This is a genomic window from Pandoraea sp. (assembly GCF_004297875.1).
In the GTDB taxonomy this organism is placed as follows: Bacteria; Pseudomonadota; Gammaproteobacteria; order Burkholderiales; family Burkholderiaceae; genus Pandoraea.
Window position 1 is genome coordinate 1 of record NZ_SCSK01000038.1, and the last position, 23,698, is coordinate 23,698.

Consider the following 23,698-nt stretch of genomic DNA (forward strand, 5'->3'; position numbering starts at 1 on the left):
ACTGCACCCGGAGCAGTTCGAGGCGGCCTGCGCCAGGGCCGGCCAGCCACTCACGCTGCGGCGCCACGCCGGCTACGACCATGGCTATTACTTCATCTCGACCTTCATGGCCGATCACATGGCGCATCACGCCGCCATTTTGTGCCGGTCCTGAGCGACATCGCCAACGCTGTTACCAAAGCACAGGGCGATTGCACCGGTTGGTGCAATCGCCCTGTCTGTTTGCGTTGGTTCGAACGAAAGAGTCAATGCCCCGGCTTGCGGGTCAACGCTTTGTTGCCAATGTCGCGGCGGTATTGCATGCCGTCGAAATGGATCTGATTGACCACTTCATAGGCGGCGCTTTGCGCGCCCCGCACCGAGTCGGCCAGACCGACCACGCACAGCACCCGTCCGCCGCTGGTGCGCAGTTGCCCGTCGTCCCCTTTCTGGGTGCCCGCATGGAATGTCACGCATTCATCGGTTTCGGCCGGAATGCCGGTGACCAAGTCGCCCTTGCGCGGATCGTCGGGGTAGCCGTGGGCGGCCAGCACCACGCCCAGCGCGGTGCGGCGGTCCCAGTCGAGGGTGACGGTATCGAGCGTGCCGGCGATGGCGTGCTCGACCACCCTGGAGAAGTCGCCCTTCAGACGCGCCATGATCGGCTGCGTTTCCGGGTCGCCCATGCGGCAGTTGAATTCGAGCGTCTTGGGGTTGCCCTGGGCGTCGATCATCAGGCCCGCGTACAGGAAGCCGGTATAGCGGATGCCATCGCTTTCCATGCCGCGCACGGTCGGCAAAATGATCTCGCGCATGACGCGCGCATGAATCTGCGGCGAGACGATCGGCGCTGGCGAGTAGGCGCCCATGCCGCCGGTGTTCGGGCCGGCGTCGCCGTCGAGCAGGCGTTTGTGATCCTGGCTGGAGGCCAGCGGCAGCACGTTCTTGCCATCGACCATGACAATGAAGCTGGCTTCCTCGCCGTGCAGGAATTCCTCGATCACCACCCGCGCTCCGGCGTCGCCCAATTTATTGTCGGCCAGCATCATGTCGATCGCGTCATGCGCCTGCTCGACACTCATCGCCACCACCACGCCCTTGCCGGCGGCCAGGCCGTCGGCCTTGACGACGATCGGCGCGCCCTTGGCATCGATATAGGCGTGGGCGGCCGCGGCATCGGAGAAGGTTTGATATTCGGCAGTCGGAATGCCATGACGCTGCATGAACGCCTTGGCGAAATCCTTGGAGCTCTCGAGTTGCGCGGCCTCCCTGGTCGGGCCAAAGATTTTCAGGCCGCGCGAACGGAACAGATTGACGATGCCGGCGGCCAGCGGCGCTTCAGGACCGACCACGGTCAGGTGGATGTTCTCGCGCGCGGCGAACTCGACGAGGACCTTCGGGTCGGTGATGGGAACGTTGAGCAGGCGGTCGTCGCTGGCTGTGCCGCCGTTGCCCGGCGCCACATAGATGCGTTGAATGCGCGGCGACTGCGCGAGTTTCCAGGCTAGCGCATGCTCGCGCCCACCGGAGCCGACAACAAGAATCTTCATGAATTTCCCGCGAATCAATGCGGTGCCCGCTAACGGGGCACCGCGGCTTATCGATCGTTATTCTGGCGCATGACCGACGCCTGGCCTATCCGCCGATCAGGCCTCGTCGATCACTGCATTGGTATATACGTCCTGCACGTCGTCCAGATTTTCCAGCGCATCGAGCAGCTTCTGCATCTTGACGGCGTCGTCGCCAGTGAAGGTGACTTCGCTCTGCGGCTTCATCGTGACTTCGGCAATCTCGGCCTTGAACCCGGCACCCTCGAGGGCCGCCTTGACGGCCGAAAAATCGTGCGGCGCACAAATGACTTCGAAGCTGCCGTCCTCGTTACTGGTGACATCCTCGGCCCCGGCTTCGAGCGCGGCTTCCATCAGGGCGTCCTCGGGCGTGCCCGGGGCGAACAGGAACTGGCCGCAGTGCTTGAACATGAACGCTACCGAGCCTTCCTGGCCGAGATTGCCGCCGTGCTTGGAGAAGGCGTGCCGCACCTCCGCGACGGTACGAATGCGATTGTCGGTCATGCAGTCGACGATCACTGCCGCGCCGTTCAGGCCGTAGCCTTCATAGCGGATTTCTTCGTAATTGACGCCGTCCAGGCCCCCGACGCCGCGCTGGATGGCGCGCTGGATGTTGTCCTTGGGCATGTTGGCATCGGTCGCCTTGTCCATCGCCAGGCGCAGGCGCGGATTGGCGTCCGGGTCGCCGCCGCCGAGTCTGGCCGCGACGGTGATTTCCTTGATCAGACGGGTCCAGATCTTGCCTCTTTTGGCGTCTGTCGCCGCCTTCTTATGCTTGATGTTGGCCCATTTCGAATGCCCAGCCATGTCGTATTCCCCAAAAATCAGTCGTGCGGACGGCGCCGAGGGACGAGGGCCGCCCCGTCGCGCATCCGTGAAACCGGTATTTTACCGAGGATAGCTGTGCCCGGCGCCTTTTTTGCTCGCTGGCGCCAGAATCACCCGGCCCGCCGCTCGCCGCTCGCGGCAGGCGGGCGCCCGGTGTTGCGTTCGGCAGACAAGGCGGGGGCGGCGTGGCTGGCGAATCCGAGACGCCCGTCACGGTTTCGTAATTTAATGATGCGATTAACTTATAAATAAGGGTTTTTGCCCATGTCCTTACCTGGCCGACATCCTTACGATCTAGCTCCTGTGGTAGACCGGTCAACCAGAAGGCCAAAAAAGGCAAAACATGACCAAAAAAGTATTTGTGTCGGCGAACCGGCTATTCCACTGAGACCGTTGGGCGCGAAAATTTTGGAGACGAAATAGATGTTTCACCAAATAGTTACTCCAGTGGCCAATGCACTGCTGCCATCGTTTCTGGTAGCCGTCATTCCCATTGCAATCGTACTTATCATGCTGGGGGTCTTGCGTCGCCCGGCCTGGCAAGCGTCCATGGCGGGCCTGATCGCTGGCTTGATCATCGCTGTCGGCGTATGGAAGATGCCGGCGGGCCTGGCGCTCAACTCCGTGGCTTTTGGCGTGGTTTTCGCGCTTTTGCCCGTCATGTGGATCGTGTACGGCGCGCTGGTGCTGTATAACGTGTCGGTCAAGTCGGGGCGCTTCGATGCTTTCCGGCAATGGATGCTCGACCACATGCCGAACGACCGCCGGCTGGTGCTGCTGGTCGTTGCGTTCTCCTTCGGCTGTCTGCTCGAGGGGATCGCCGGCTTCGGCACGCCGGTGGCGATTACCAGCGCGCTGCTGATCGCCCTTGGCTTCCCGGCACTGGAAGCGCTGACCTACACCCTGATCTTCAACACCGCACCGGTGGCCTTCGGCGCCCTGGGCGTGCCGATCACGGTGCTGGGCGCGGTGACCAGCATGCCGCCCGGTCCGCTGGGCGCGATGGTCGGCCGTCAGTTGCCGCTGTTCGCCTTCCTCTTGCCGTTCTATGTCATCGGCCTGTACGGTGGATTCCGCTCGATTCGCAAGCTCTGGCCGGCCTTGACGGTGGCCGGCGGCAGCTTCGCGCTGGCGCAATTCGTCTCGTCCAACTTCATCAGCTATCAGCTGACCGACGTGCTGGCCTCGATGACCTCGCTGATCATCACCATCGCCTTTCTCAAGGTGTGGTCGCCCGAGCCCGATCCGAAATACCACATCGATCGCCCCGCGCGTCCGGCTGGCGCGGCCAAGATCGGTTACGGCGGCTGGCTGCCGTGGGTAGTCATCACGGTCGTCGTGATTTTCTGGGTCTACGCAAAGGTTTTCCTCATCGGCGATACGAAGGTGCTTTGGCCGGGCCTGAATCAGCAAGTGTTCATCACGCTGTATAACAAGCCTTATGCCGCCCTGTGGGACTTCCAGCCGCTTGGCACGGGGACTGCGATTCTGCTGGCCGCGATCATCACCGCTGTTCTGGTGAAGCTCCCGGTCAAGGACTTCATGGCCTCGCTGTGGGACGCCTGGGTGCAGATCCGCATTGCCGTGGCGACGGTGTGCATGATCGTTGGCCTGGCGTTCCTGCTCAACTATTCGGGCATCAGCTACACGCTGGGCATGGGTGTCGCTTCGGTCGGCGCGCTCTTCCCGCTGGTTTCTGCGTTCCTTGGCTGGGTTGCGGTTTTCCTGTCGGGCAGCGACACCTCGGGCAATGCGCTGTTCGGCAACCTGCAGGTCGTGGCGGCCAAGCAACTGGGCTTCGATCCGGTGCTGATGGCGGCGACCAATTCGTCGGGTGGCGTGATGGGCAAGATGATTTCCCCGCAGAACATCGCGACGGGCGTGTCCACCACCGGGCTGCGCGGCCACGAAGGCGTCGTGTTCGCGCGCACCTTCAAGCACAGCATTTTCCTCACGCTGTTGCTCGGGGTTGTGGTCTACTTGCAGCAACACGTGCTGAGCTGGATGATCCCGCATCTGCACTGACGCGAGCGTTCGCATAAACGCCTGAGTCAGGTGTTGCAAATTGGCGGATGGCTGCCCGGCAGTCATCCGCCAAAGCCGTTTGAAGCGGCGCAAAAAAAGCATCATCGCTTGCCCCGATGCGCATGGCTCGCTTCGCCAACCCACTTGACATGCCGTGATACGCCGCCGTATGCGGGGCGTCGTGGCCTTTTCGGACGATGAGCAAAATCGGCCAGTCTTCTTCCTTCACTTCGCCCGGCGCTGTGCATGGTGCCAAGCCGCTGTGGCTGAAATCGGCGCCATTCATATTTCTGCTGTTATGGTCGGCCGGGTTCACCATCGCCAAGATCGGCCTGGCCTATGTGAATCCGCTGACCTTCCTGGTGTTGCGCTACGCGCTGGTGTTGCTGGTGCTGCTGCCGCTGCTGGTAATCGTGCGCCCGCCCTGGCCAAAGACCGCGGCGGCCTGGCGGCATCTGGCAGTGGTGGGCCTGCTGATTCAGGCGGGCTATTTCAGTCTGTTCAATCTGGCGCTGCGCTTTGGCGCCTCGGTCGGCGGCGTCGCGCTGATCGTTTCGCTTCAGCCGATCCTGGTGGCGCTATTGGCGCCCTACATGAGCAACGAGCGGATCAGCAAGACGCGCTGGTTTGGCCTGGGCTTGGGCCTCGTGGGCGCCGCGCTGGTGATCCTGGCGCGCTCGGCGATCGAGGCGACGTCGGTGGTCGGTATTCTCTGCGCGCTGCTTGCGCTGGCCTGCATCACGGCCGGCACGCTTTACGAAAAGCGCTTTGGCTCACCGCATCATCCTGTGGTCGCCAATGCCGTGCAATATGCGGTCGGCCTGCTCGTGGTGTTGCCGCTGGCCTGGGCGTTCGAGCCGATGCACGTGCACTGGAGCGGCCCATTGGTTTTGTCGCTGGCTTACCTGGTACTCGCCAATTCGCTGATCGCCATCAGCCTGCTGCTGGTCATGATCCGGCATGGCGAAGCGTCGCGCGTGTCGGCATTATTTTTCCTGGTGCCGCCTGCGGCCGCATTGATCGCGTGGTTGATGATCGGCGAGCACATGCCGCCGCTGGCGTGGATCGGCATGGGTGTGGCCGGCGTTGGGGTGGCGCTGACGCGACGCTAGTTCTTGGTGCCGAACAGGCGATCTCCCGCATCACCCAACCCAGGCACGATATACGCATGCTCATTGAGCCGTTCGTCGAGCGACGCGACGTAGAGTTTGACGCGTGGATGCGCCTGGTGGAATACCGTGACGCCTTCCGGGGCAGCCACCAGGGCCAGAAACAGAATGGCTTCGTCGCTGACGCCGCGCTTCTTGAGCACGTCCACCGCATGCACGGCGGAATTCCCCGTGGCCACCATCGGATCGCACAGGATGAAAACGCGCTCGGCCAGATCGGGCAGCCGCACCAGGTATTCGACTGGCCGATGGTTGTCGTCGCGATACACGCCGATGTGGCCGACACGCGCCGACGGCACCAGATCGAGCAGGCCGTCGCTCATGCCGATGCCCGCGCGCAGCACTGGCACGATCGCCAGTTTCTTGCCGGCGATGACCGGCGCGTCCATCGGAACCAACGGTGTTTCGATGCGCTCGGTGGTCAGTGGCAGATCGCGCGTGATTTCGTAACCCATGAGCAGTGTGATTTCGCGCAGCAGGTCGCGGAAGGTGCGAGTGGACGTTTCCTTGTCCCGCATATGCGACAGCTTGTGCTGGATCAGCGGGTGGTCGCAGATGAAGAGATTCGGAAAGCGGGGGTCTTGTTTCATGGCGAGGGGCGCGCAAAAAAAGGCACAGGGGCAAGACGGCGAACCGGGTCGTCGCCGTGGGCCGATTTTAGCCCAAGCGTGACGGGTCGCCCAGCGCGTGCTCGGCGCGTTTGTCGGGATTCCCTTAGAATTTGCCGAGCAGGCACGCGATCTTTCTGGTTGTCCATGCGTGACGAGTCGCTCGTCGATGCGCGGGCCTGCCGGCAGGACGCGCTCACAAGACGTTTTCGCAAAAGGTCAGACCGATGAAACTCGATATCGAAGGCAAGCGCGCGCTGGTGTGCGGCGCCAGCAAAGGCCTGGGCCGCGGTTGCGCCGAGGCGCTCGCGGCCGAAGGCGTGCAGGTCACGATCGTTGCGCGCACTGCCGCGGCGCTCGAGGAGGCCGCCGCCGCGATGCGGGCGCGCCACGGTGCGGCAGTCACGGCCGTGGCGTGCGATATCACCACGCCCGAGGGGCGCGCCGCGGCGCTGGCGGCCTGCGGTGAGCCCGACATCCTGGTGACCAACGCGGGCGGGCCGCCCCCGGGCGACTTTCGCGACTGGACACGCGATGACTGGATTCGCGCACTGGACGCCAATATGCTGAGTCCGATCGAACTGATCAAGGCGACGGTCGACGGCATGATCGCGCGCCGCTTCGGACGCATCATCAATATCACCAGCTCCTCGGTCAAGGCGCCGATCGAAATTCTCGGACTGTCCAATGGCGCCCGCTCGGGACTGACCGGCTTTGTCGCGGGGCTCGCGCGCAAGACCGTGGCGCACAACGTAACGATCAACAACCTGCTGCCAGGCCAATTCGACACTGACCGCCTGGCGGCTACGCTCGCCGCGCGGGCCAAGCGCGAGGGTATCGCCCCGGGCGAGATTCGCGCGCACAGCGCGAGCCGTATTCCCGCACAGCGTTTCGGCACGCCCGAGGAATTCGGCGCGATGTGCGCATTTCTGTGCAGCGCGCACGCCGGGTATTTCACCGGGCAGAACGTGCTGCTCGACGGCGGCGCTTATCCCGGTACGTTCTAGCGCTCGACGTCCTTATTTTCGATTCCCTGATTTTTACCGACACAAACAGCGAGGAGCGGACATGAGCAAGGCAATTCGAATCAACCAGACCGGCGGGCCAGAGGTCATGCAGTATGTCGACGTCGAGGTCGGCGAGCCGGGGCCGGGCGAAGCCCGCGTGCGGCACCATGCGATCGGACTGAACTATATCGACGTTTATTTCCGCACCGGCCTGTATCCGCAACCGTTGCCCGCGGGCCTGGGCATGGAGGGTGCCGGCGTGGTCGAGGCGGTCGGCGAGGGCGTGAGTCACGTCAAGGTCGGTGATCGCGTCGCCTACGCTGGCCGGCCGCCGGGCGCCTATGCGCAGGTGCGGGTCATGCCTGCCGCGTTCCTGGTGGTGTTGCCCGATGCCCTGTCGTTCGAGCAGGGCGCGGCCATGATGCTGCAGGGCATGACGGCGCAGTATCTGCTGCGCCGCACCTATCCGGTCAAGGCGGGCGATACGGTTCTGATTCACGCAGCCGCCGGCGGTGTGGGCCTGATCGCGTGCCAGTGGGCCAAGGCGCTGGGCGCGACCGTGATCGGCACGGTTGGCTCGGACGCCAAGGCCGAACTGGCCAAGGCCAACGGCTGCGACCATCCCATCGTGTACACGCGCGAGAACTTCGTCGAGCGCGTCAAGGAAATCACGCATGGCGAAGGGGTGCCGGTGGTCTACGATTCGATTGGCAAAGACACCTACTTCGGCTCGCTCGATTGCCTGCGCCCGCTCGGCATGATGGTGAGTTTCGGTAGCGCCTCCGGTCCGCTCGATCCGATCAACGTACCGGATCTGGTATCGCGGGGATCGCTGTTTTTCACGCGACCGACGCTGTTCTCGTACATCGCCAGGCGCGCCGATCTCGAAATGACCGCGCGGGAGTTGTTCGATGTGGTGATCGGCGGCCAAGTGAAAATCGAGATCAACCAGCGCTATGCGCTGGCCGACGCCGCCCAGGCGCACCGCGATCTGGAGAGCCGCAAAACCACCGGGTCGACGATCCTGCTGCCTTGAGCTCGCAATTGGTCCAGCGCCGCGTTCGCTTCAGGCGCGCGGCGCGATGCCTGCCCGTTGCTGCGCCGCGCGCAGTACATGGGACGGCAGCAGTTTGAGCAGCCAGTGCACGGCCAGGGCGATGACGACCACGTCGTCCAGCAGGCCGATGGCCGGCACCAGCACGGAGATCGGATCGAACGGCCACACCGCATACAGCGCCAGCGCAGCCATCACTGGCCAAAGCCAGCGCGGTCGGTCCGGGTGCCGCAGGGCGTGCCAGAGCACGCGAAAATCCGTTCTGGCCAGGCGCCAGAGCCGCAAAATCCGAATACCCATTGTCGTCGTTCCTCGCTCGTGCGGTTGGGCGCACCCCGGTGCGCCGTGCATGACACTTTCAGCAGGTATACCAGACCTGGCGGCGGCCGTGTGGCGCCGGCGCCAAATCCCGCAGCGGATCCGCGAATTGCCCTGCCGCCCCGCTCGGGGGATAATTCCCGCAGCCCCGCGGTCTATCCCAATGCCCTGGACTCCCGATATTCGTCATGACAGATTCCCAAGACCCCAAGCAGCCTCAAACGCCCTCCCAGCCGGCGGCACCGTCGGCGGCTCCCTCCGAAGTCGATCCGGCCAGCGCGCATATCGCCAGCGACCATCCGGTGCCACCGCCGATCCAGGGCGCAGAGTCGAATGAACCGCCCTCGCGCGCCGCGCATCCGAGCGGTGCGCAGCCACCCGCGGAGCCGCCTGCGGCTGCGCCGTCTGCCCCCAGCGAAGCCCCGGGTGGCAGCGGCGGCAACACCGGCATGCCGTCTTATCTGTCGTCGGCCGACACGCCACTGGCGGTGTTGCGGCGCATCGTGACGGCGCGCTTTCGCGCCTGGTATGACCGGGCCGGGCAGCGGATCACGCAGCGCACGCTCAAGATCGGCATTTCCGCGCGCATCTTCCATCCCGAGCCCGGTTCCAAGGGGCTGCGCAGCAAGACGCTGCAATATCTCGAAGAGTCGATCGCACACTGGGTCATGTCGCGCGACGTGCTCGTCTTCATGATTCCGACGGTGGACACGCAAGGGTTGCTGCATCCGAGTCACATACGGCTGCGCGATTATGCCAAGCACCTCGACGGGCTGGTCCTGCAGGGCGGCGCCGATGTTTCTCCGCAGAGTTACTCGGAGGTGGCTACGCGCCACGAATGGCAAGGCGATCGCATGCGCGACATGTACGAATTGGAATTGCTGCACGAATTCATCGACGCCGGCAAGCCGATCCTCGGCGTGTGCCGCGGTTGTCAATTGATCAACGTCGCGTTCGGGGGCACGCTCTACCAAGACATTCAAACCGAATTGCCCGACGCGATCGCGCATGTCAACGAGCAGTACGACGCCAATCGTCATACGCTGTCGTTCCCGGAGGGCTCGTCGCTCAAGGCGATGCTCGCGGCGCAGGGCACGCCGATCGTCAATTCGATCCATCACCAGTCGGTCAGGACGCTGGGCAGGGATCTATCTGTCGAAGCGATCAGCGCCGACGACGGCGTGATCGAGGCTATTCGCCACCGCAAGTCGCCGTTCGTGGTGGGGCTGCAATGGCATCCGGAGTTTCACCGGGCCGGCGGGCCCGAGTTGCTCGATTGCACTCCGGTACTCGATACGTTTTTGCGGGCGGCTCGCGAGACGCGCTTCTAGTCGCAAGTTTTATTTGCAGACCAAAGAAAAAGGCACCGTTTTGCGGTGCCTTTTTCACGTCAACTCACCGAGCGTTTAGAAGCGGTGGCGAATGCCGGTGCCGACCATCACCTGGGAGTCGGTCGAGGAGACGCCGCCCGCGCCGTTGATCGCGGCATTCAGGCCAGTGCCCTCGTTGTCGGCGACCTTCTGGTAGGTGCCTTCCAGATACACATCGGTGCGCTTGGACAGATGGTAGTCAGCCTGCAACGTGACGGTATGCCATTTCGGCTTCTGGCCGGTGGCATCGAGCTTGCCGTCGGTGAACGTGTAGGCCCCGGCCAGCGACACCGCCGGCGTCAGCGCATACTTGGCGTTGATTTCGTAGTTGTCGAACCGCACGCTCTGACCGTTGAAGCCGCCAATCGCCGTGCTGTTGAAGTTCGTCGACGCGACGTTATCCAATTGCGTGTGCGTCCACACCAGGCCGACGGTGGCCGGGCCGAAGGCATAGCTGCCGCCGACGCCGAACACGCGTTGACGCGAGGCCAGGAAAATCGCGTCGCCCGAGCTTGCCGACGAATCGAGCGCGCCGCCGCCCAGATTGCCGTTGCCGCGATTGATCTGCAAGTACGCCGCTGCCAAGCTCAGCGGACCGTTGTTGTATGCGGTACCAAAGCTGTAGGCGCGGTTGTCGGAGAAGCCGCCGGCTTTGTTGGAGAAGCCGTACAACGCGCCGAAGGTCAGGCCGTTGTAATTGACGCTCGAGTACTTGACCGAGTTGTTGATGCGGAACGAATTGTTGGTATTGTCGTTGTCATACGGGTGCGAAGCCATGACGCCGCCATATGCGCTGCCATTGAGCGTCAGGGGCGCGAGGTAGTCGACCACCGAGTCGTACTGACGACCGATCGTGAGCGCGCCGAACTGCGCGCTGCTCAGGCCGACATATGCCTGGCGGCCGAATTCGCGGCCGCCCTGGCCCAGTTTGCCATTCGCGATGTTGAAGCCGTTTTCCAACTTGAAGATGGCTTTCAGACCGTTACCCAGGTCTTCCGAGCCTTCCAGGCCCCAGCGGCTGACATTGACCATGCCGCTGGCGGCGGCCCAGTTGCTGTTGCCGCCCGAGTTGTTCACATAGGCCACGCCGGCATCGATCAAGCCATACAATGCCACGCTGCTTTGCGCTTGAGCAGCGGCGGAGAACGCACCGAGGGCCGCGAGCGCGAAGAGGGTTTTTTTCATGTGTTTGCTCCAGTGAGGTAATACAGGGGTTCAAACTTTGCGAATACATAATCACGCGGAACAGGACGCGTCGCCGGCGCTGTTGTCAATCGCGCCGGCACGGCGGCCTGCGACAGCACCGCCCTGTTCAGTTGACAGCCACGAGTGTAGGGGTGAGGGTCTCCCGCATATATCGTGCTTCTCGCAATAATTTGTTGCGGAAAATGAAAGAATCTTTTCCTATGGTCTAACTCGTTGTGGGAAAAGGAGTTTTCCTTATTTGAAAATATGAGTAGGATAGCGAAGTAAATATTTGTTGCGAACCAGCCACACGGGAACTCGCGCACCGGAATGTGGCGGCGTGCTTTATTGCGTCAACCGGAATAATGCATTGCAGCGAATGCTGATAATGAAAGCGCGCGAGCGCCCTATACTACGTTCCGCGAGAGGTTGACTTTTGCTTTGAGTGAAAAGTCTCCAAACCTTGGCGCGGCCCCTGGGCCGCGCTTTTTTTTATTCGCGCCTTTGTACATCGCTTGTGTCGCGCTCGCCGGGCGCGAAGGTCATCAGGAGTATGCCGGCCGCGATCGGTAGCCCGCCGAGCAGGTCGCTCGCGTTGACTGGCTCGCCCAGCACCGCGAATGCGATCAGCGTGCCGAACAGCGGATTGAGAAAATGAAACGCGCTGGCGTTGCTCGCCACGCCGTTGCGGAGCAGCCAGAGCCACATCAGCGCCGCGCCGATCGACACGCCGCCGGCCAGATACAGCAGAGCGCCGACGAGCGATGCTTGCCAGTGGATCGCGTGAAACTCACCCGTGGCCCCGGCCAGGACCGCCAGCGACACGGCACCCGCAACGGTTTGCAGTGTCGTCACCAGCAGAAAATCCTGGTGCGCGGCCGTGCGTTTGAGCAGGATCGTCCCGCACGCCAACGCCAGGACCCCCAGCAGCAACAACCCGACGCCCAACGGCGCCACGCCCGCGGCGCTCACATGATGGTGCACGACGATGGATACGCCCGCTGCACCCAACGCCAGGCCAGCGAACCTGGACCAGGTCGCGCGCTCACGCAGCAGTGGAATCGCCAGGGCGCTGGTGATCAGCGGATAGACGCTCGTGAGCAGGGTGGCGAACCCGGCCGGCACCGTTTGCAGGGCGATCCAGCCCAGCCCGAGATAGACCGTGTTGTTGAGTATGCCGGCCAGCGCCAGGATGCCCAAGTGCTCCAGGCGCAGCGGCACGCGCCGCCGCCGGCTTCTGGCGACCACCAGCCCCACCAGGCACAGCGAGGCCAGGCCAAAGCGCATAGCCAGCAAGGCGAACGGGGGTGCCGACTGCAAGGCGATCTTGCCGGCGACGAAGGCTGAACTCCACAGCAGGCTGAACAGGCTGCCGAGCGCGACAACCTTGCCCAGGCGTGCTGATACCGGCTTTGCCGGCATCGCGGCGGGGGCGGCAGGGGCGGCCCCGGTGAGTTCGAGCAATTTTTGTGACACGACGGACCTCCGCTGTTTCGGTTCTACCGGAAATCAGCTTACGCGTGCTTCCATAATTTGATAAATTGATAATTGAACGATCAAAATGAGATTATCAAATGAGAAACTTCGATACGGATGTCTTGCGCGCTTTGGTGGCGATTGCCGATACGACGAGCTTTTCGTTGGCCGCTGCTCGGCTTGGACGGTCCCAGTCGGCCATCAGCCTGCAGATCAAGCGGCTCGAAGAGCAGGTCGGCAAGGCGTTGCTCACGCGCACCCAGGGCCGCGTGAGCGGCCCGACTGCCGAAGGCCGGTTGCTGATCGACTACGCCCGCCAGATCCTGCGGCTCAACGATGAGGTAGCCGAAGTGTTGTTCGAGCCCTCGCTGGGGGGACGGCTGCGCGTGGGGGTGCCGGAGGAGTTGATGGAGAACGCGTTCACCGGTGTGCTCGATGAATTCAGCCGCGCTTACCCGCGCGTCGCGCTGAGCTTGAACTGTGACTTGTCGGTGCAATTGGCGAGTTTGCTCGAGGCCGGCGAGCTTGACGTTGCCCTGCTCAAATCGGTGAATGCCGATCCGCGCGCCAAGGACACGCTATGGCACGAGCCGCTGGTCTGGATGCGCGGCATCGCGCATCCGGTGCCGCAGGCACGGCCGCTGCCCATCGCGGTGTTCCAGGAGGGATGCGTGTTTCGAGTGGCCGCGCTCGAGCGTCTGGCGCGGCACGATATCGCCTGGCGCATTGCCTTCACGGGCCACAGCTATGCCGGCCTGAGGCATGCGGTGGCCAGCGGACTGGCGGTCTCGCCGCTGCCGCTGAGTCTGTTGAGCGACGGTCTGGAAATCGTCGGCGAAGGATTGCCTCGCCTGCCGCAGGCGCGCCTGTTGGCGCGTTTCGCGTCCGGCGAGCCTATGCCCGCCGCGCGGCGCCTGGTAGAGATGTTCCGCGAGCAACTATGGAGCGGCCGACGTCGTGAGCGCTTGGCCTGAAGTGCGGCAAGCGCGGGGCATGCTACGCGCTTGCGCCATGCAGCACGACCAATTCGCTCGCGCAATCTCGCATGTGCGGAATGCGCAACTGCTTGAGCTTGCGGTAGAGTGAGGCCCGGCACACGCCGAGCGTTCTGGCGGCAGCGGAAATATTCCAGCGGCTGGCCGTCAATGCATGCAGCACGCGCTCGCGTTCCGAGAGCGGTGCGCTGTCCGGAGTGCAGTCCGGCCGCGCCGCATGTAATGGCGCAGCCTCCGGCGCCTCACTCGGCGGCTGGACGGGGCGGGATCCAGCGATATTGCCGGTGAGCAATTCGGCCGGCAAATCGCGCAGCTCGACGCGTGGGCCGCTCATCACCGCGCACGCGTAGCGGACCGTGGTTTTCAATTGGCGCAGGTTACCGGGCCAGCGATGACGCGCCAGCGCCGCGAGCGCGTCCGGCGCAATCAGTCGTGCCGTGTCGACGGCGTCGCCAAGCTCGCCCGGTTCGTCCAGCTCCTGCAGTTCATCGGCCAACATGCGCGCCAGCACCGTGGTGAAATCGGTGCGCTCGCGCAGCGGCGGCAAGCGCAGCACGCCCACCGCGATACGGTAATAGAGATCCTCGCGAAAGCGCCCCTGGGCAACCAGCTCGGGCAAATCCTGGTGGGTCGCGCAGATCAATTGCACGTCGACCGGCACCGGCGCGCTGCTGCCCAGCGGGGTGACTTCGCGCTCCGACAGTACGCGTAGCAGGCGCGTTTGCAGCGCGAGCGGCATGTCGCCGATTTCGTCGAGGAACAGCGTGCCGCCGTCGGCTTGCTGGACACGTCCTTTCATGCCGCCGGGCAGGGCGCCGGAGAAGGCGCCGCGCGCATAGCCGAACAATTCGCTTTCGATCAGATGCTCGGGAATCGAGGCGCAATTGATCGCCACCATCGCGCGCGCCCGGCGCTGGCTGTAGCTGTGCAGCGCGCGGGCCAGATATTCCTTGCCTGTGCCGGTTTCGCCAAGAATCAACACCGGCAGGCCCCGATCGATGAAGCGTTTGCCACGCGCGATCAGGTGCTGCATCGCAGCATCGGCGCCGCACAGCAAATCGATCGGCATATAACGGGAAGCGGTTGAGATGGCGCGAGGCGAGCGTGAGGCAGCCACGGCGAGATGAGCTGGCATGTGTGTCTCCTTGTCTGCAGCTTGCCGAGGAGGGCTTTTGGCCGGGCAAGCTTGACGCGATGCATGCGTGGCACCGCGAAACAAGATTAACGCCGCTGATTAATAACATCCAATACAATATACATGCCTCATTAATACCTTGAAGGTATCAAATGATCGAATTGCGCCATTTGCATTACTTTGTCGTACTGGCCGAGACGCTGCACTACGGCCGAGCCGCCAAGCAGTTGCATATTTCCCAGCCACCACTGAGTCGCCAGATCGTCCTGATGGAGCGGGAGCTTGGCGTGCCGCTGTTCGAGCGCACTCGCCGCAGCGTGCGTCTGACGCGCGCGGGCGAGCGCTTTTACCATGATGCGCGCGACATCCTGAATGCCATGGCGCTCGCCAAGCGCAATGCCGTCAGCGCCAGCCGCGGCGAGGAGGGCGCGATTTCCATCGGATTCATGATGTCGTCGGCCTATAACGTGCTACCCAGCCTGACGCGCACATATGCCGCGGCCTTCCCGAAGGTCGACATGAAACTGAGCGAGACGCTGCCCAATCTGCTGGTCGAGGCGGTGCGCACCGGGCAGACCGACGTCGGCATCATGTATCGGCCGCCCGATTGCGAGGGCCTGGATACCCTGACGGTCTATCGTGAGGAATTGGTCGCGGTACTGCCGCAACGCCACCGGTTACTGAAGAGCGGCAAAGTAGATATTGGCGAGCTGGCCGATGAGTCTTTCGTGTCGTTTCCCCGCGAGGTGGCGCCGGTGGTGTACGACAAGATTGTCGACCACTGCCGCCATGCGGGTTTCATGCCGCGCATCCGGCTCGAAACGAATTTGCAGCAGACCATCGTCAATTTGGTGGGCGAGGGGTTGGGCGTGGCACTGGTGCCGTGGTCGATGCGCAGCATGCAGTTGCCCAACGTGGCGTTCAAGCCGTTGCGCAACGCGCCGGTCGTGGAAGTCGCGTTGCTGTGGGGCAGCGACAACCATAATCCGTGCGTGGCGACCTTCGCCGGCAATGCGCAAACAGTCTGGCAGTCGCTGCAACGCGAAGCCAAGCGCGGCCTGGTGCCCGACGTCGTATGAATGGGGGCACGGCCCCCGGTAATCAAATCAAATTTCCAGAATGCCAGCCGCCATGAATCCCCCGTCGACCGGCAGGATATGACCGGTGACGTAAGAGGCATCGTCCGAGGCGAGGAAGCTGATCGCGCCGGCGATCTCTTCGGGTACGCCGTAGCGGCCGGCGGGTGTCGCCCGCAGATAGTTCTGTCGCGAGATATCGGAATGCAGTTCGCGCGTGAGCGGCGTGTCGATCGGCCCCGGGGCGATGCCGTTGACGGTAATGCCGTGCGGCGCCAGTTCGATCGCCATTTGCCGCGTCAGTCCCACCACGGCGGCCTTGGAGGTGCCGTAGGCAGTGCGTCCCGCACTGGCACGCAGGCCCGCGACCGAAGACAGATTGATGATGCGGCCCCAGCCGCGCGGCAGCATCATGCGTGCGGCATGCTGGCCGCAGAGCATCGAGCCGGTGACGTTGACGGCCATCACCTGATGCCAGTGGTCGAGCGGATACTCGATGAACGGAATGGTTTTGGCGATGCCCGCGTTGTTGACCAGGATGTCGCAGCGCCCGTACCGTTTGGCTACCGTTTCGAAGCCCGCCGCGATCGAGTCGGCATCGCCGACGTTCATGGCCAGCGCCAGCGCTTCCCGTCCCTCGCCCTGCAGCTTCTGCGCTGTGTCCTGTGCCGCTTGCGTGTTCAGATCGGCAATCACCACCGCGCAGCCGTCGCGCGCCAGGCGCGCGGCGATGGCCGCGCCGATGCCCATGCCGGCGCCGGTCACTACAGCAACTTTGCTGCTCATTATTTGTACTCCTAAATAGTAGAATAGGACAACTGGTCTAAGCAGCCCGCTTCAAGCGGGCCGCGAAGCGTTACTTAATGAAGCCGAGCGATATCCACGGCACCAGCACCACGATCAGCAGCGCCACGGTCAGCGCGGCCAGGTAAAGCCACATGCGGCTCATGACCTTATCGGGAGAAATCTTGCCGATCGCGCACGCGGCGTAAAAGCCCACCCCCACCGGCGGGGCGAACAGGCCGATACCCATCGACAGAATCACGACCATCGCATAATGCACGTCGGGAATGCCCATCGAGCGTGCCACCGGAAACAGCAGTGGCCCGAACAGCACGATCGCCGGGATGCCCTCGAGCACGCTGCCCAGCACGATAAACACCACCATCGAGATCAACAGAAAGCCGGTTGCGCCGCCAGGCATGCGGTGCATCAGCCCGACCAGGCTGGCCGAGAAGCCGGACTGAGTGAGAGCCCAGGCCATGGCGGTGGCCATACCGATGATCAGCAAGATGGCGCCCGACAGGGCGGCGGTCTCGATCAACATCGGATACAGCCGCCTGAAATCGAGATGCCGCAGCACCGCGTGCATCGCCAGTCCGACCACAATGGTGTAGGCGATACCCACGGTCGCCACCTCGGTGGCGGTCGCTGCGCCCTCGATGACCGCCGTGCGAATCAGAATGGGCAGCGCCAGCGCCGGCAGCGCGATCACGAAATTGCGCCCGATCACGCGCCATGGGGCGCGCTGCGCGCGCGCCGGCGTTTCCTTGCGGGTATTGACGTAGCAGACCGCGACAATCGCCAGGGTGGCGATCACCGCCGGCAGGAGCCCGCCGATGAACAGCGCCGAGATCGATACGCTGCACACCGCGCCGATGGTGATCAGCACCAGGCTCGGCGGAATCGTCTCGGTCATCGCGCCGGTCGCCGACAGCAGCGCCACCAGCTCTTCGGGCTTCGAGCCGCGCCGTTTCATCTCCGGGAACAGGGCTGGCGCCACCGCCGCCATATCGGCCGCTTTAGAGCCGGAGATGCCCGAGACCAGGAACATCGCACCCAGCAGCACGTATTGCAGGCCGCCGCGCACATGGCCCAGCAGCGCGGCCATGAAATCGATCAGGCTGCGCGCCATGCCGCTCATCTCGATCAATGCTCCGAGCAGCACGAACAGCGGCACGGCCAGCAGGATCAAACTCGACATGCCTTCGTCCATGCGGCTGACCACGATCTGCAACGGCGCCTGCGTGGCCAGCGCGAGATACGCCAGCGTGGCCGTGCCGAAGGCAAAGGCGATCGGGATGCCGCCCGCCACGCACAATCCGACCAGCGCCACGAAGAAGATGATCAGGTTGTAATTGCCCATGGCGAGCAGCAGCGGCCGGCCGAACCACAGCCCGGCCCCGATGAGCGCGATCACTGCCAGACCCAGCCAGAACTGCTTGAGGGTCGCATGCCGAGCCATGCGGGCCACGGCGGCCAGCAACATCAGCGCTGCGCCCACCGGTAGCGCCGCGGCGCGCCAGCCGTCGGGCAGGCCGAGCGCCGGCGTGGTGATGGGCATTTGCTCCATCGCGTGCTGATAGGCCGGCACGATGATCATGGCGACGAACACGCAAACCACCAGCGCGGCCATCGTCTCGAACCAGCCGCGCCACTTGTCCGGCATGCGGTTGACGATTGCCGACAAGCGCATATGCTCGCCCCGATCCAGCGCCACCACCGCCCCGAGCATCGAGAGCCAGATGAACAGGATCGATGCGAGTTCGTCAGACCAGATCAAGGGGTTGTCTAGCACGTAACGAAAGATCACGCCGGTAAACAAAATGACTGTCTCGGCGATCACCAGCAATACCGCCACCGCTTCCGTGACTCGCATCACGGCGCGGTTGACGGTATCGAACCAGCGAGCAATCGTACGCGTGGGTTCGGCCTGCACCGGCTCGGCTCGCATGGACGTCGCCTTCATTTACGCAAGTTTCCCGGTGTATTTTTCCAGCAGCGTCCAGGCCTGGTCGCCGAATTTCTTGTGCCAGTCGGCATAGAACCCGGCGCTGCGCAGCGCATCACGGAAGCTGTCGGCGTCGACATTGTTGAATTGCAGGCCCTTGGCCTTCAGGTTGGCCTCCAGCGTGTCATTGAGCTGTTTGACGTCGACGCGCTGCTTCAGGCCGGCCGCGTTGACATTGGTGCGCACGATTTCCTGCAGATCCTTCGGCAGCTTGGCGAACGAAGCCTTGTTGCCGAGGAACCAGAAGCCGTCCCACATGTGGTTGGTCATCGAGCAATATTTCTGAACTTCGTAGAGCTTGGCGGTGGAGATGATCGCCAGCGGATTTTCCTGTCCCTCGACGATGTGCGTTTGCAGCGCCGAATAAACTTCCGCGAAGTTGATGCTTGCCGGCGCCGAACCGAATGCCCGGAACATCGAGGTCCAAAGCGGGCTCGGCGGGACGCGAATCTTCATCCCCTTGAAATCTGCCGGGGTTTTGATCGGATGGGTGCTGCTGGTGGTCTGACGGTAACCGTTGTCCCAGATTTTCTCGAAGGCGAACACCGAGGTCTTGGCGATTTCGCCGCGCACGTGAGCGCCCAGATCGCCATCCATGGCAGCCCAGACCTGGCTGTAATCCTTGAACGCGAAGCCGATGCCGCTGATCTGCGCGGCTGGCACCAGCGTGCCCAGAATCAATGGCGATAGCGTGAAGTAATCGATCGCGCCGGAACGGATCTGCGAGAGCATGTCGCTGTCCGAACCCAGTTGATTGTTCGGGAAGATCTGCAGATCGATACGGCCCTTCGACTGCTCCGCAATGTTCTTGGCCATTTCCCGGGCGCGGATGTTCATCGGGTGCGTGACCGGCAGATTGTTAGCGTATTTGAGCGTGAATTCCGCGGCATAGGAACTGCTTTGGTACAGACCCGTGGCGGCGGCGGCCGACGTGGCTGCCATGATCTTCATGAAATTGCGACGATCCATCTGGCTCATGCTGGGTGTCTCCTGATTTTTGGCATTGTGATTGACGCGATCGGGGCCGCGCCGGGTCGAGCGACTGTTACCGCACGATCATCTTACGCAAATTGGGTGCCAGTCAGGAATAGCTGGCGGGAAAACCCTTACTTTGTTAAGTAAAGTCCGGGCGAGCGCCATGGCCAACCGGGGAATTCACGCCGACGAGGGGCAGCAGGCGGCGCGCGCCGCACCGCCGCCCCCCGACGCCCGGGGTGCGACACCTGTCGCAAACCAGGCGACAGGTGTGTCGGTCATGAGACACATGTCGACAGCGATTGGCTTGCTCGAAAAGGCCGGCGCGTCGCACGCCGGCCCCGCCGCGTCCGCGGCGGCCGGCCTGGCATCGAACTTGCATGAAGTGCCGCCATATCCCATAAGGAGACACGCATGACCACTGCCTGCCTAACCGGCTGGAGCCACTCCCAGTTCGGCAAACTCGACAACCTGCCGGCCGAAACGCTGCTGGGCGACGTCGCCGCGGCGGCGTTGCAAGACGCCGGGCTCGATCCCGAGCAGATCGACGCGATTTTCGTCGGCACGTTCAACGGCGGTTTCCTCTACCAGGACTTTCCCTCTTCGCTGGTCTTCAACCGCTTGCCCGCACTGCGCTTCAAGCCGGCGGTGCGCTGCGAGAATGCTTGCGCCACCGGATCGGCGGCGCTGTATGCCGCGCTTGATGCGATCGACAGCGGGCGAGCGCGCCACGCACTGGTGATCGGCTTCGAGAAGATGACCGAGCTGCCCACGCGCGAAGTCGGCGACATCCTGCTCAAATGCTCTTACGCGAGCGAGGAAGCCGGTACGCCGGGCGGTTTCGCCGGGGTCTTCGGGCAGATCGCTCAAACTTATTTCGATCGCTATGGCGATCAGTCCGACGCCCTGGCGCGCATCGCCGCCAAGAATCATCGCAATGGCACGCACAACCCCTATGCGCATTTGCGCAAGGACTTTGGCTACGATTTTTGCCGCAACGTCTCTGAAAAGAATCCGCTGGTGGCCGGCCCGCTCAAGCGCACCGACTGCTCGCTGGTGTCCGACGGCGCCGCCGCGGTGGTCGTCAGCGCTGGCGAGGCCGCGCGCGGCATGCGCCATGCGGTGCGCTTTCGGGCCGCGCAGCAGGTCAATGACTATCTGCCGCTGAGCCGGCGCGACCCGCTTGCCTTCGAAGGCGGCGAACGCGCCTGGCGCGGCGCTCTCGCGCAGGCCGGCGTGTCCCTCAAGGACCTGTCGCTGGTCGAAACGCATGACTGCTTCACGATCGCCGAATTGATCGAATACGAAGCGATGGGCCTGGCGCCGCGTGGGCAGGGCGCACGCATCGTCGCCGAGGGGCTCACCGAAAAGGACGGACTGCTGCCGGTCAACGCCTCGGGCGGGCTCAAAGCCAAGGGGCATCCGATCGGCGCGACCGGCGTGTCGATGCACGTCATGGCCGCCATGCAGCTCACCCACAGCGCCGGCGAAATGCAGATTCCCGGGGCGCGCCTGGCGGGCGTGTTCAATATGGGCGGCGCGGCGGTGGCCAACTACGTCAGCATCCTCGAAGCGGTTTGACCGCACCCAAGAACCGGAAGAAAAGAGAGCGAACCATATGCTCAAAAAAGTCATGAATCTGGGGCGGCTGCTGTCCGACGTGGCGCGCCGTTATCCCGACGAGCCCGGCCTGATCATCGGCGAGCGCCAATGGACCTGGGGTGAAATCGATGCGCGCGTCAACGCCGCGGTGGCGGCGCTGCGCGAGCTCGGCGTGCGCCAGGGCGACAAAATCCTGGTGCACTCTCGCAACAATCTGCCGATTTTCGAGAGCGCCTGGACCGCGTTCAAACTCGGCGCCGTCTGGGTGCCGACGAACTTCCGCATCACGCCGGCCGAGGCGGCCTATCTGGGGCAATCGAGCGGCGCCAGCGTCATGCTGTACGACCAGGGCTTCGAAGCGCACGTCGACGCGGTGCGCGCGGCAACGCCCGGACTCGAGCACGTCATCGCGATCGGCGCGCCGCGTCCCGGCGAGCAACATTATGAGGACCTGCTGGCGCGCCATGCCGGCGCCGCGCTCGCCGAGGCCGAGGTCGAGCACGAGGATCCGCTTTGGTTCTTTTACACTTCCGGCACCACCGGGCACCCCAAGGCCGGCATGCTCTCGCACGGCCAGATGGCGTTCGTGGTGACCAATCACCTGGCTGACCTGATGCCAGGCCTGACCTATCGCTGCCGCTCCATCGTGGTGGCTCCGCTCTCGCATGGTGCGGGCATTCACGCCATCGTCAACACCGCGCGCGGCGCGGCCAGCATCCTGATGCCGTCTGAAAAGCTCGAGCCCGAGGCGGTCTGGCAAGCCGTCGAGCGGCATCGGGTCGACAATATGTTCACGGTGCCGACCATTGTCAAAATGCTGGTCGAGCACGAGTCGGTCGAGCGCTACGATCACAGCTCGCTGCGGCACGTCATTTATGCCGGCGCGCCGATGTACCGGGCCGACCAGAAGACCGCGCTGCGCAAGCTCGGCAAGGTGTTGGTCCAGTACTACGGGTTGGGCGAAGTCACGGGTAACATCACCGTGCTGCCGCCGTGGCTGCATACCGACGACGATCAATCGCCCGATGCCCGGCTGGGCACCTGCGGCCAGCCGCGCACCGGCATGGAGATCGCCATTCTCGACGAGCAGGGCAAGCGCCTGGCCCCGTTCGAGACCGGCGAAATCTGCGTGCGCGGGCCCGCCGTGTTCATGGGGTATCACAACAATCCGGAAGCCAACGCCAAGGCCTTCAAGCACGACTGGTTCCATACCGGCGACATCGGTCATGTCGATGCGCAGGGTTTCCTGTATATCACCGGTCGCGCCTCCGACATGTACATCTCGGGCGGATCGAACGTCTACCCACGCGAAATCGAGGAGGCCTTGCTGACCCACCCGGCGGTATCGGAGGTGGCCGTGCTGGGCGTGCCCGATCCCAAGTGGGGCGAATCGGGACTGGCGGTGATCGTGCCCAAGGCCGGCATGAATGCGGAAGCGGGCGAGTTGCTGGGCCATCTCGAGGCGCGTATCGCCAAGTACAAATGGCCGCGCCGCTTCGTATTCTGGGACACCATGCCGAAGTCGGGCTACGGCAAGATCGTCAAAAAGCAGATCAAGGCGCTGCTCGAAGAGCGCGGAGACTTTCGCCTATGACGCCCCGGCAACCCTCTGCGTTTGCACATAATGGTCCGCCGCTGCTGCCGCGCATCGTCGATTGCGTGCTCGAAGGGCGGCACGAGCTGCGTGTGAGCGTGCCCAGCGGCGCCAACCTCGGGCAGGCCTTGCGCCGGGCCCTGGCGCGGTATGCGCACGGCGGCGGCGTCGGCCGCCTGTGCGCTGGCACCGCGCGCGGCCTGCGCTATCACATGATGGTGCATACCGGCGAGTCCAAGCGGCCGTTCGGGTACGGTGCGCCGGTCGACGTTGCCGAGGAAGTCGACCTCGTCAGCGGCGCGCTGACCATCGGCCGCGCGCCCGACGGCACGCCGTTATTGCATTGTCACGCCGGCTTCAGCGACTCCGCCGGCGAATTGCACGGCGGCCACCTGATTCTCGATCACACCTGGGCCGGCAGCGAACCGGTGGTGGCGCGGCTTTGCCTGTTTATCGAGGGCGGATACGTCACGCGGGAAGACCTGGAGACCCATTTCAATCTGCTGTACCCCATACGCGGAGTGGCTTCATGAACGAGTTGGCCCCGGCCGATGTGGCCATCGAAACCGGCGCGCTCGGGCGCCTGGTCGTCGCCCGGCTCAAGCCCGACCAGGATTTGACCGAGAGTCTCGAGACGTTGTGCGCCGGGCACGGCATCCGCCGCGCGGTCGTGCGCGGCGCGGTGGGCAGCCTGGTCGAGGCCCGCCTGGCCTACCGCGTCGGCGACGATTGGCGGGAGCGGGTGGTCACCGGCCCCGGCATCGAAATTCTCAACGTATTCGGCGAGGCGGGCGCCGCATCCGATGGGCGTGCCCCGGTGCTGCATGGGGTGGTGGCCGACACCGACGGCCGCATGTATGCGGGCCGCTTCGTGCGCGGCGCCAACCGGTGTTTCATCACCATCGAGGTGACCTTGCAGGAGTGGCTGCCGGGCGGCGCCTGA

Annotated in this window: 21 protein-coding genes and 1 pseudogene; 12 read left to right on the top strand and 10 right to left on the bottom strand. The window is 63.8% G+C overall.

Annotation, left to right across the window (positions count from 1 at the left end):
- Positions 1-154: pseudogene (locus EPN80_RS11200) on the top strand (S-formylglutathione hydrolase); the annotation flags it as partial.
- 91 nt (positions 155-245) lie between these two features.
- Here the strand turns inward: EPN80_RS11200 and purD are convergent.
- Positions 246-1,529: a phosphoribosylamine--glycine ligase gene (gene purD / locus EPN80_RS11205; RefSeq protein WP_293026818.1), complete on the bottom strand. Its 1,284-nt coding sequence runs from the start codon at positions 1,527-1,529 to the stop codon at positions 246-248.
- Positions 1,530-1,625: 96 nt separating this feature from the next.
- Positions 1,626-2,354, bottom strand: coding sequence for a YebC/PmpR family DNA-binding transcriptional regulator (locus tag EPN80_RS11210; protein ID WP_293026821.1), 729 nt, complete (start codon positions 2,352-2,354; stop codon positions 1,626-1,628).
- Between the two features lie 444 nt (positions 2,355-2,798).
- Between EPN80_RS11210 and EPN80_RS11215 the strand changes: the two genes are divergently transcribed.
- Together EPN80_RS11215 and EPN80_RS11220 are read left to right on the top strand one after the other, a co-directional pair.
- A complete protein-coding gene (locus tag EPN80_RS11215) occupies positions 2,799-4,400 on the top strand; it encodes an L-lactate permease (protein WP_293026824.1) in 1,602 nt (533 codons plus the stop codon).
- Between the two features lie 197 nt (positions 4,401-4,597).
- Positions 4,598-5,512, top strand: coding sequence for a DMT family transporter (locus tag EPN80_RS11220; RefSeq protein ID WP_293026827.1), 915 nt, complete (start codon positions 4,598-4,600; stop codon positions 5,510-5,512).
- Here the strand turns inward: EPN80_RS11220 and upp are convergent.
- Entirely contained in the window at positions 5,509-6,159 is a 651-nt protein-coding gene (gene upp, locus EPN80_RS11225; RefSeq protein WP_293026830.1) for a uracil phosphoribosyltransferase, read from the bottom strand. The genes EPN80_RS11220 and upp overlap by 4 nt on opposite strands.
- A 245-nt stretch (positions 6,160-6,404) precedes the next feature.
- On the opposite strand from upp, the gene EPN80_RS11230 reads away from it, so the two are divergent.
- Complete coding sequence (locus EPN80_RS11230) at positions 6,405-7,184, top strand: SDR family oxidoreductase (protein ID WP_293026833.1); 780 nt, start codon at positions 6,405-6,407, stop codon at positions 7,182-7,184.
- Positions 7,185-7,245: 61 nt separating this feature from the next.
- On the top strand, positions 7,246-8,220 hold the full coding sequence (locus EPN80_RS11235; RefSeq protein ID WP_293026836.1) for a quinone oxidoreductase: 975 nt from the start codon (positions 7,246-7,248) through the stop codon (positions 8,218-8,220).
- Positions 8,221-8,250: 30 nt separating this feature from the next.
- On the opposite strand, the gene EPN80_RS11240 is transcribed toward EPN80_RS11235, so the two are convergent.
- Positions 8,251-8,538 (bottom strand): YkvA family protein, encoded by a 288-nt coding sequence (locus tag EPN80_RS11240; RefSeq protein ID WP_293026839.1) that lies wholly within the window; start codon positions 8,536-8,538, stop codon positions 8,251-8,253.
- Positions 8,539-8,744: 206 nt separating this feature from the next.
- Here EPN80_RS11240 and EPN80_RS11245 point away from each other — a divergent pair, with 206 nt between their 5' ends.
- Positions 8,745-9,887: a gamma-glutamyl-gamma-aminobutyrate hydrolase family protein gene (locus EPN80_RS11245; protein WP_293026842.1), complete on the top strand. Its 1,143-nt coding sequence runs from the start codon at positions 8,745-8,747 to the stop codon at positions 9,885-9,887.
- A gap of 75 nt (positions 9,888-9,962) precedes the next feature.
- Here EPN80_RS11245 and EPN80_RS11250 read toward each other — a convergent pair whose 3' ends face one another.
- Both EPN80_RS11250 and EPN80_RS11255 read right to left on the bottom strand, forming a co-directional pair.
- The gene (locus EPN80_RS11250; RefSeq protein ID WP_293026845.1) at positions 9,963-11,111 is read right to left on the bottom strand and encodes a porin; all 1,149 of its coding nucleotides are present in this window, start codon (positions 11,109-11,111) and stop codon (positions 9,963-9,965) included.
- Between the two features lie 492 nt (positions 11,112-11,603).
- Positions 11,604-12,587, bottom strand: coding sequence for a DMT family transporter (locus EPN80_RS11255; protein ID WP_293026848.1), 984 nt, complete (start codon positions 12,585-12,587; stop codon positions 11,604-11,606).
- Positions 12,588-12,685: 98 nt separating this feature from the next.
- Here EPN80_RS11255 and EPN80_RS11260 point away from each other — a divergent pair, with 98 nt between their 5' ends.
- Positions 12,686-13,561, top strand: a complete 876-nt coding sequence (locus EPN80_RS11260) for a LysR substrate-binding domain-containing protein (protein WP_293026851.1) — start codon at positions 12,686-12,688, stop codon at positions 13,559-13,561.
- Between the two features lie 22 nt (positions 13,562-13,583).
- On the opposite strand, the gene EPN80_RS11265 is transcribed toward EPN80_RS11260, so the two are convergent.
- The gene (locus tag EPN80_RS11265) at positions 13,584-14,717 is read right to left on the bottom strand and encodes a sigma 54-interacting transcriptional regulator (protein WP_293026854.1); all 1,134 of its coding nucleotides are present in this window, start codon (positions 14,715-14,717) and stop codon (positions 13,584-13,586) included.
- A gap of 152 nt (positions 14,718-14,869) precedes the next feature.
- Here EPN80_RS11265 and EPN80_RS11270 point away from each other — a divergent pair, with 152 nt between their 5' ends.
- Positions 14,870-15,796 (top strand): LysR family transcriptional regulator, encoded by a 927-nt coding sequence (locus EPN80_RS11270; RefSeq protein WP_293026857.1) that lies wholly within the window; start codon positions 14,870-14,872, stop codon positions 15,794-15,796.
- 27 nt (positions 15,797-15,823) lie between these two features.
- Here the strand turns inward: EPN80_RS11270 and EPN80_RS11275 are convergent, their stop codons facing one another.
- The 3 genes from EPN80_RS11275 to EPN80_RS11285 all read right to left on the bottom strand — a co-directional run bounded on the left by EPN80_RS11275 (position 15,824) and on the right by EPN80_RS11285 (position 19,562).
- Positions 15,824-16,579: a 3-oxoacyl-ACP reductase family protein gene (locus EPN80_RS11275; RefSeq protein ID WP_293026860.1), complete on the bottom strand. Its 756-nt coding sequence runs from the start codon at positions 16,577-16,579 to the stop codon at positions 15,824-15,826.
- Positions 16,580-16,649: 70 nt separating this feature from the next.
- On the bottom strand, positions 16,650-18,542 hold the full coding sequence (locus EPN80_RS11280; RefSeq protein ID WP_293026863.1) for a TRAP transporter large permease subunit: 1,893 nt from the start codon (positions 18,540-18,542) through the stop codon (positions 16,650-16,652).
- Positions 18,543-19,562: a TRAP transporter substrate-binding protein gene (locus tag EPN80_RS11285; protein ID WP_293026866.1), complete on the bottom strand. Its 1,020-nt coding sequence runs from the start codon at positions 19,560-19,562 to the stop codon at positions 18,543-18,545. It lies immediately after the preceding gene.
- A 411-nt stretch (positions 19,563-19,973) separates the two neighbouring features.
- Here EPN80_RS11285 and EPN80_RS11290 point away from each other — a divergent pair, with 411 nt between their 5' ends.
- The 4 genes from EPN80_RS11290 to EPN80_RS11305 are packed head-to-tail and all read left to right on the top strand — an operon-like array spanning position 19,974 to position 23,698.
- On the top strand, positions 19,974-21,140 hold the full coding sequence (locus tag EPN80_RS11290; RefSeq protein WP_293026869.1) for an acetyl-CoA acetyltransferase: 1,167 nt from the start codon (positions 19,974-19,976) through the stop codon (positions 21,138-21,140).
- Positions 21,088-22,755 (top strand): acyl-CoA synthetase, encoded by a 1,668-nt coding sequence (locus tag EPN80_RS11295; protein ID WP_293027286.1) that lies wholly within the window; start codon positions 21,088-21,090, stop codon positions 22,753-22,755. The genes EPN80_RS11290 and EPN80_RS11295 overlap by 53 nt, the downstream gene beginning before the upstream one ends.
- Entirely contained in the window at positions 22,752-23,288 is a 537-nt protein-coding gene (locus EPN80_RS11300; RefSeq protein WP_293026872.1) for a hypothetical protein, read from the top strand. Before EPN80_RS11295 ends, EPN80_RS11300 begins: the two co-directional genes overlap by 4 nt.
- Positions 23,285-23,698, top strand: coding sequence for a PPC domain-containing DNA-binding protein (locus EPN80_RS11305; protein WP_293026875.1), 414 nt, complete (start codon positions 23,285-23,287; stop codon positions 23,696-23,698). Before EPN80_RS11300 ends, EPN80_RS11305 begins: the two co-directional genes overlap by 4 nt.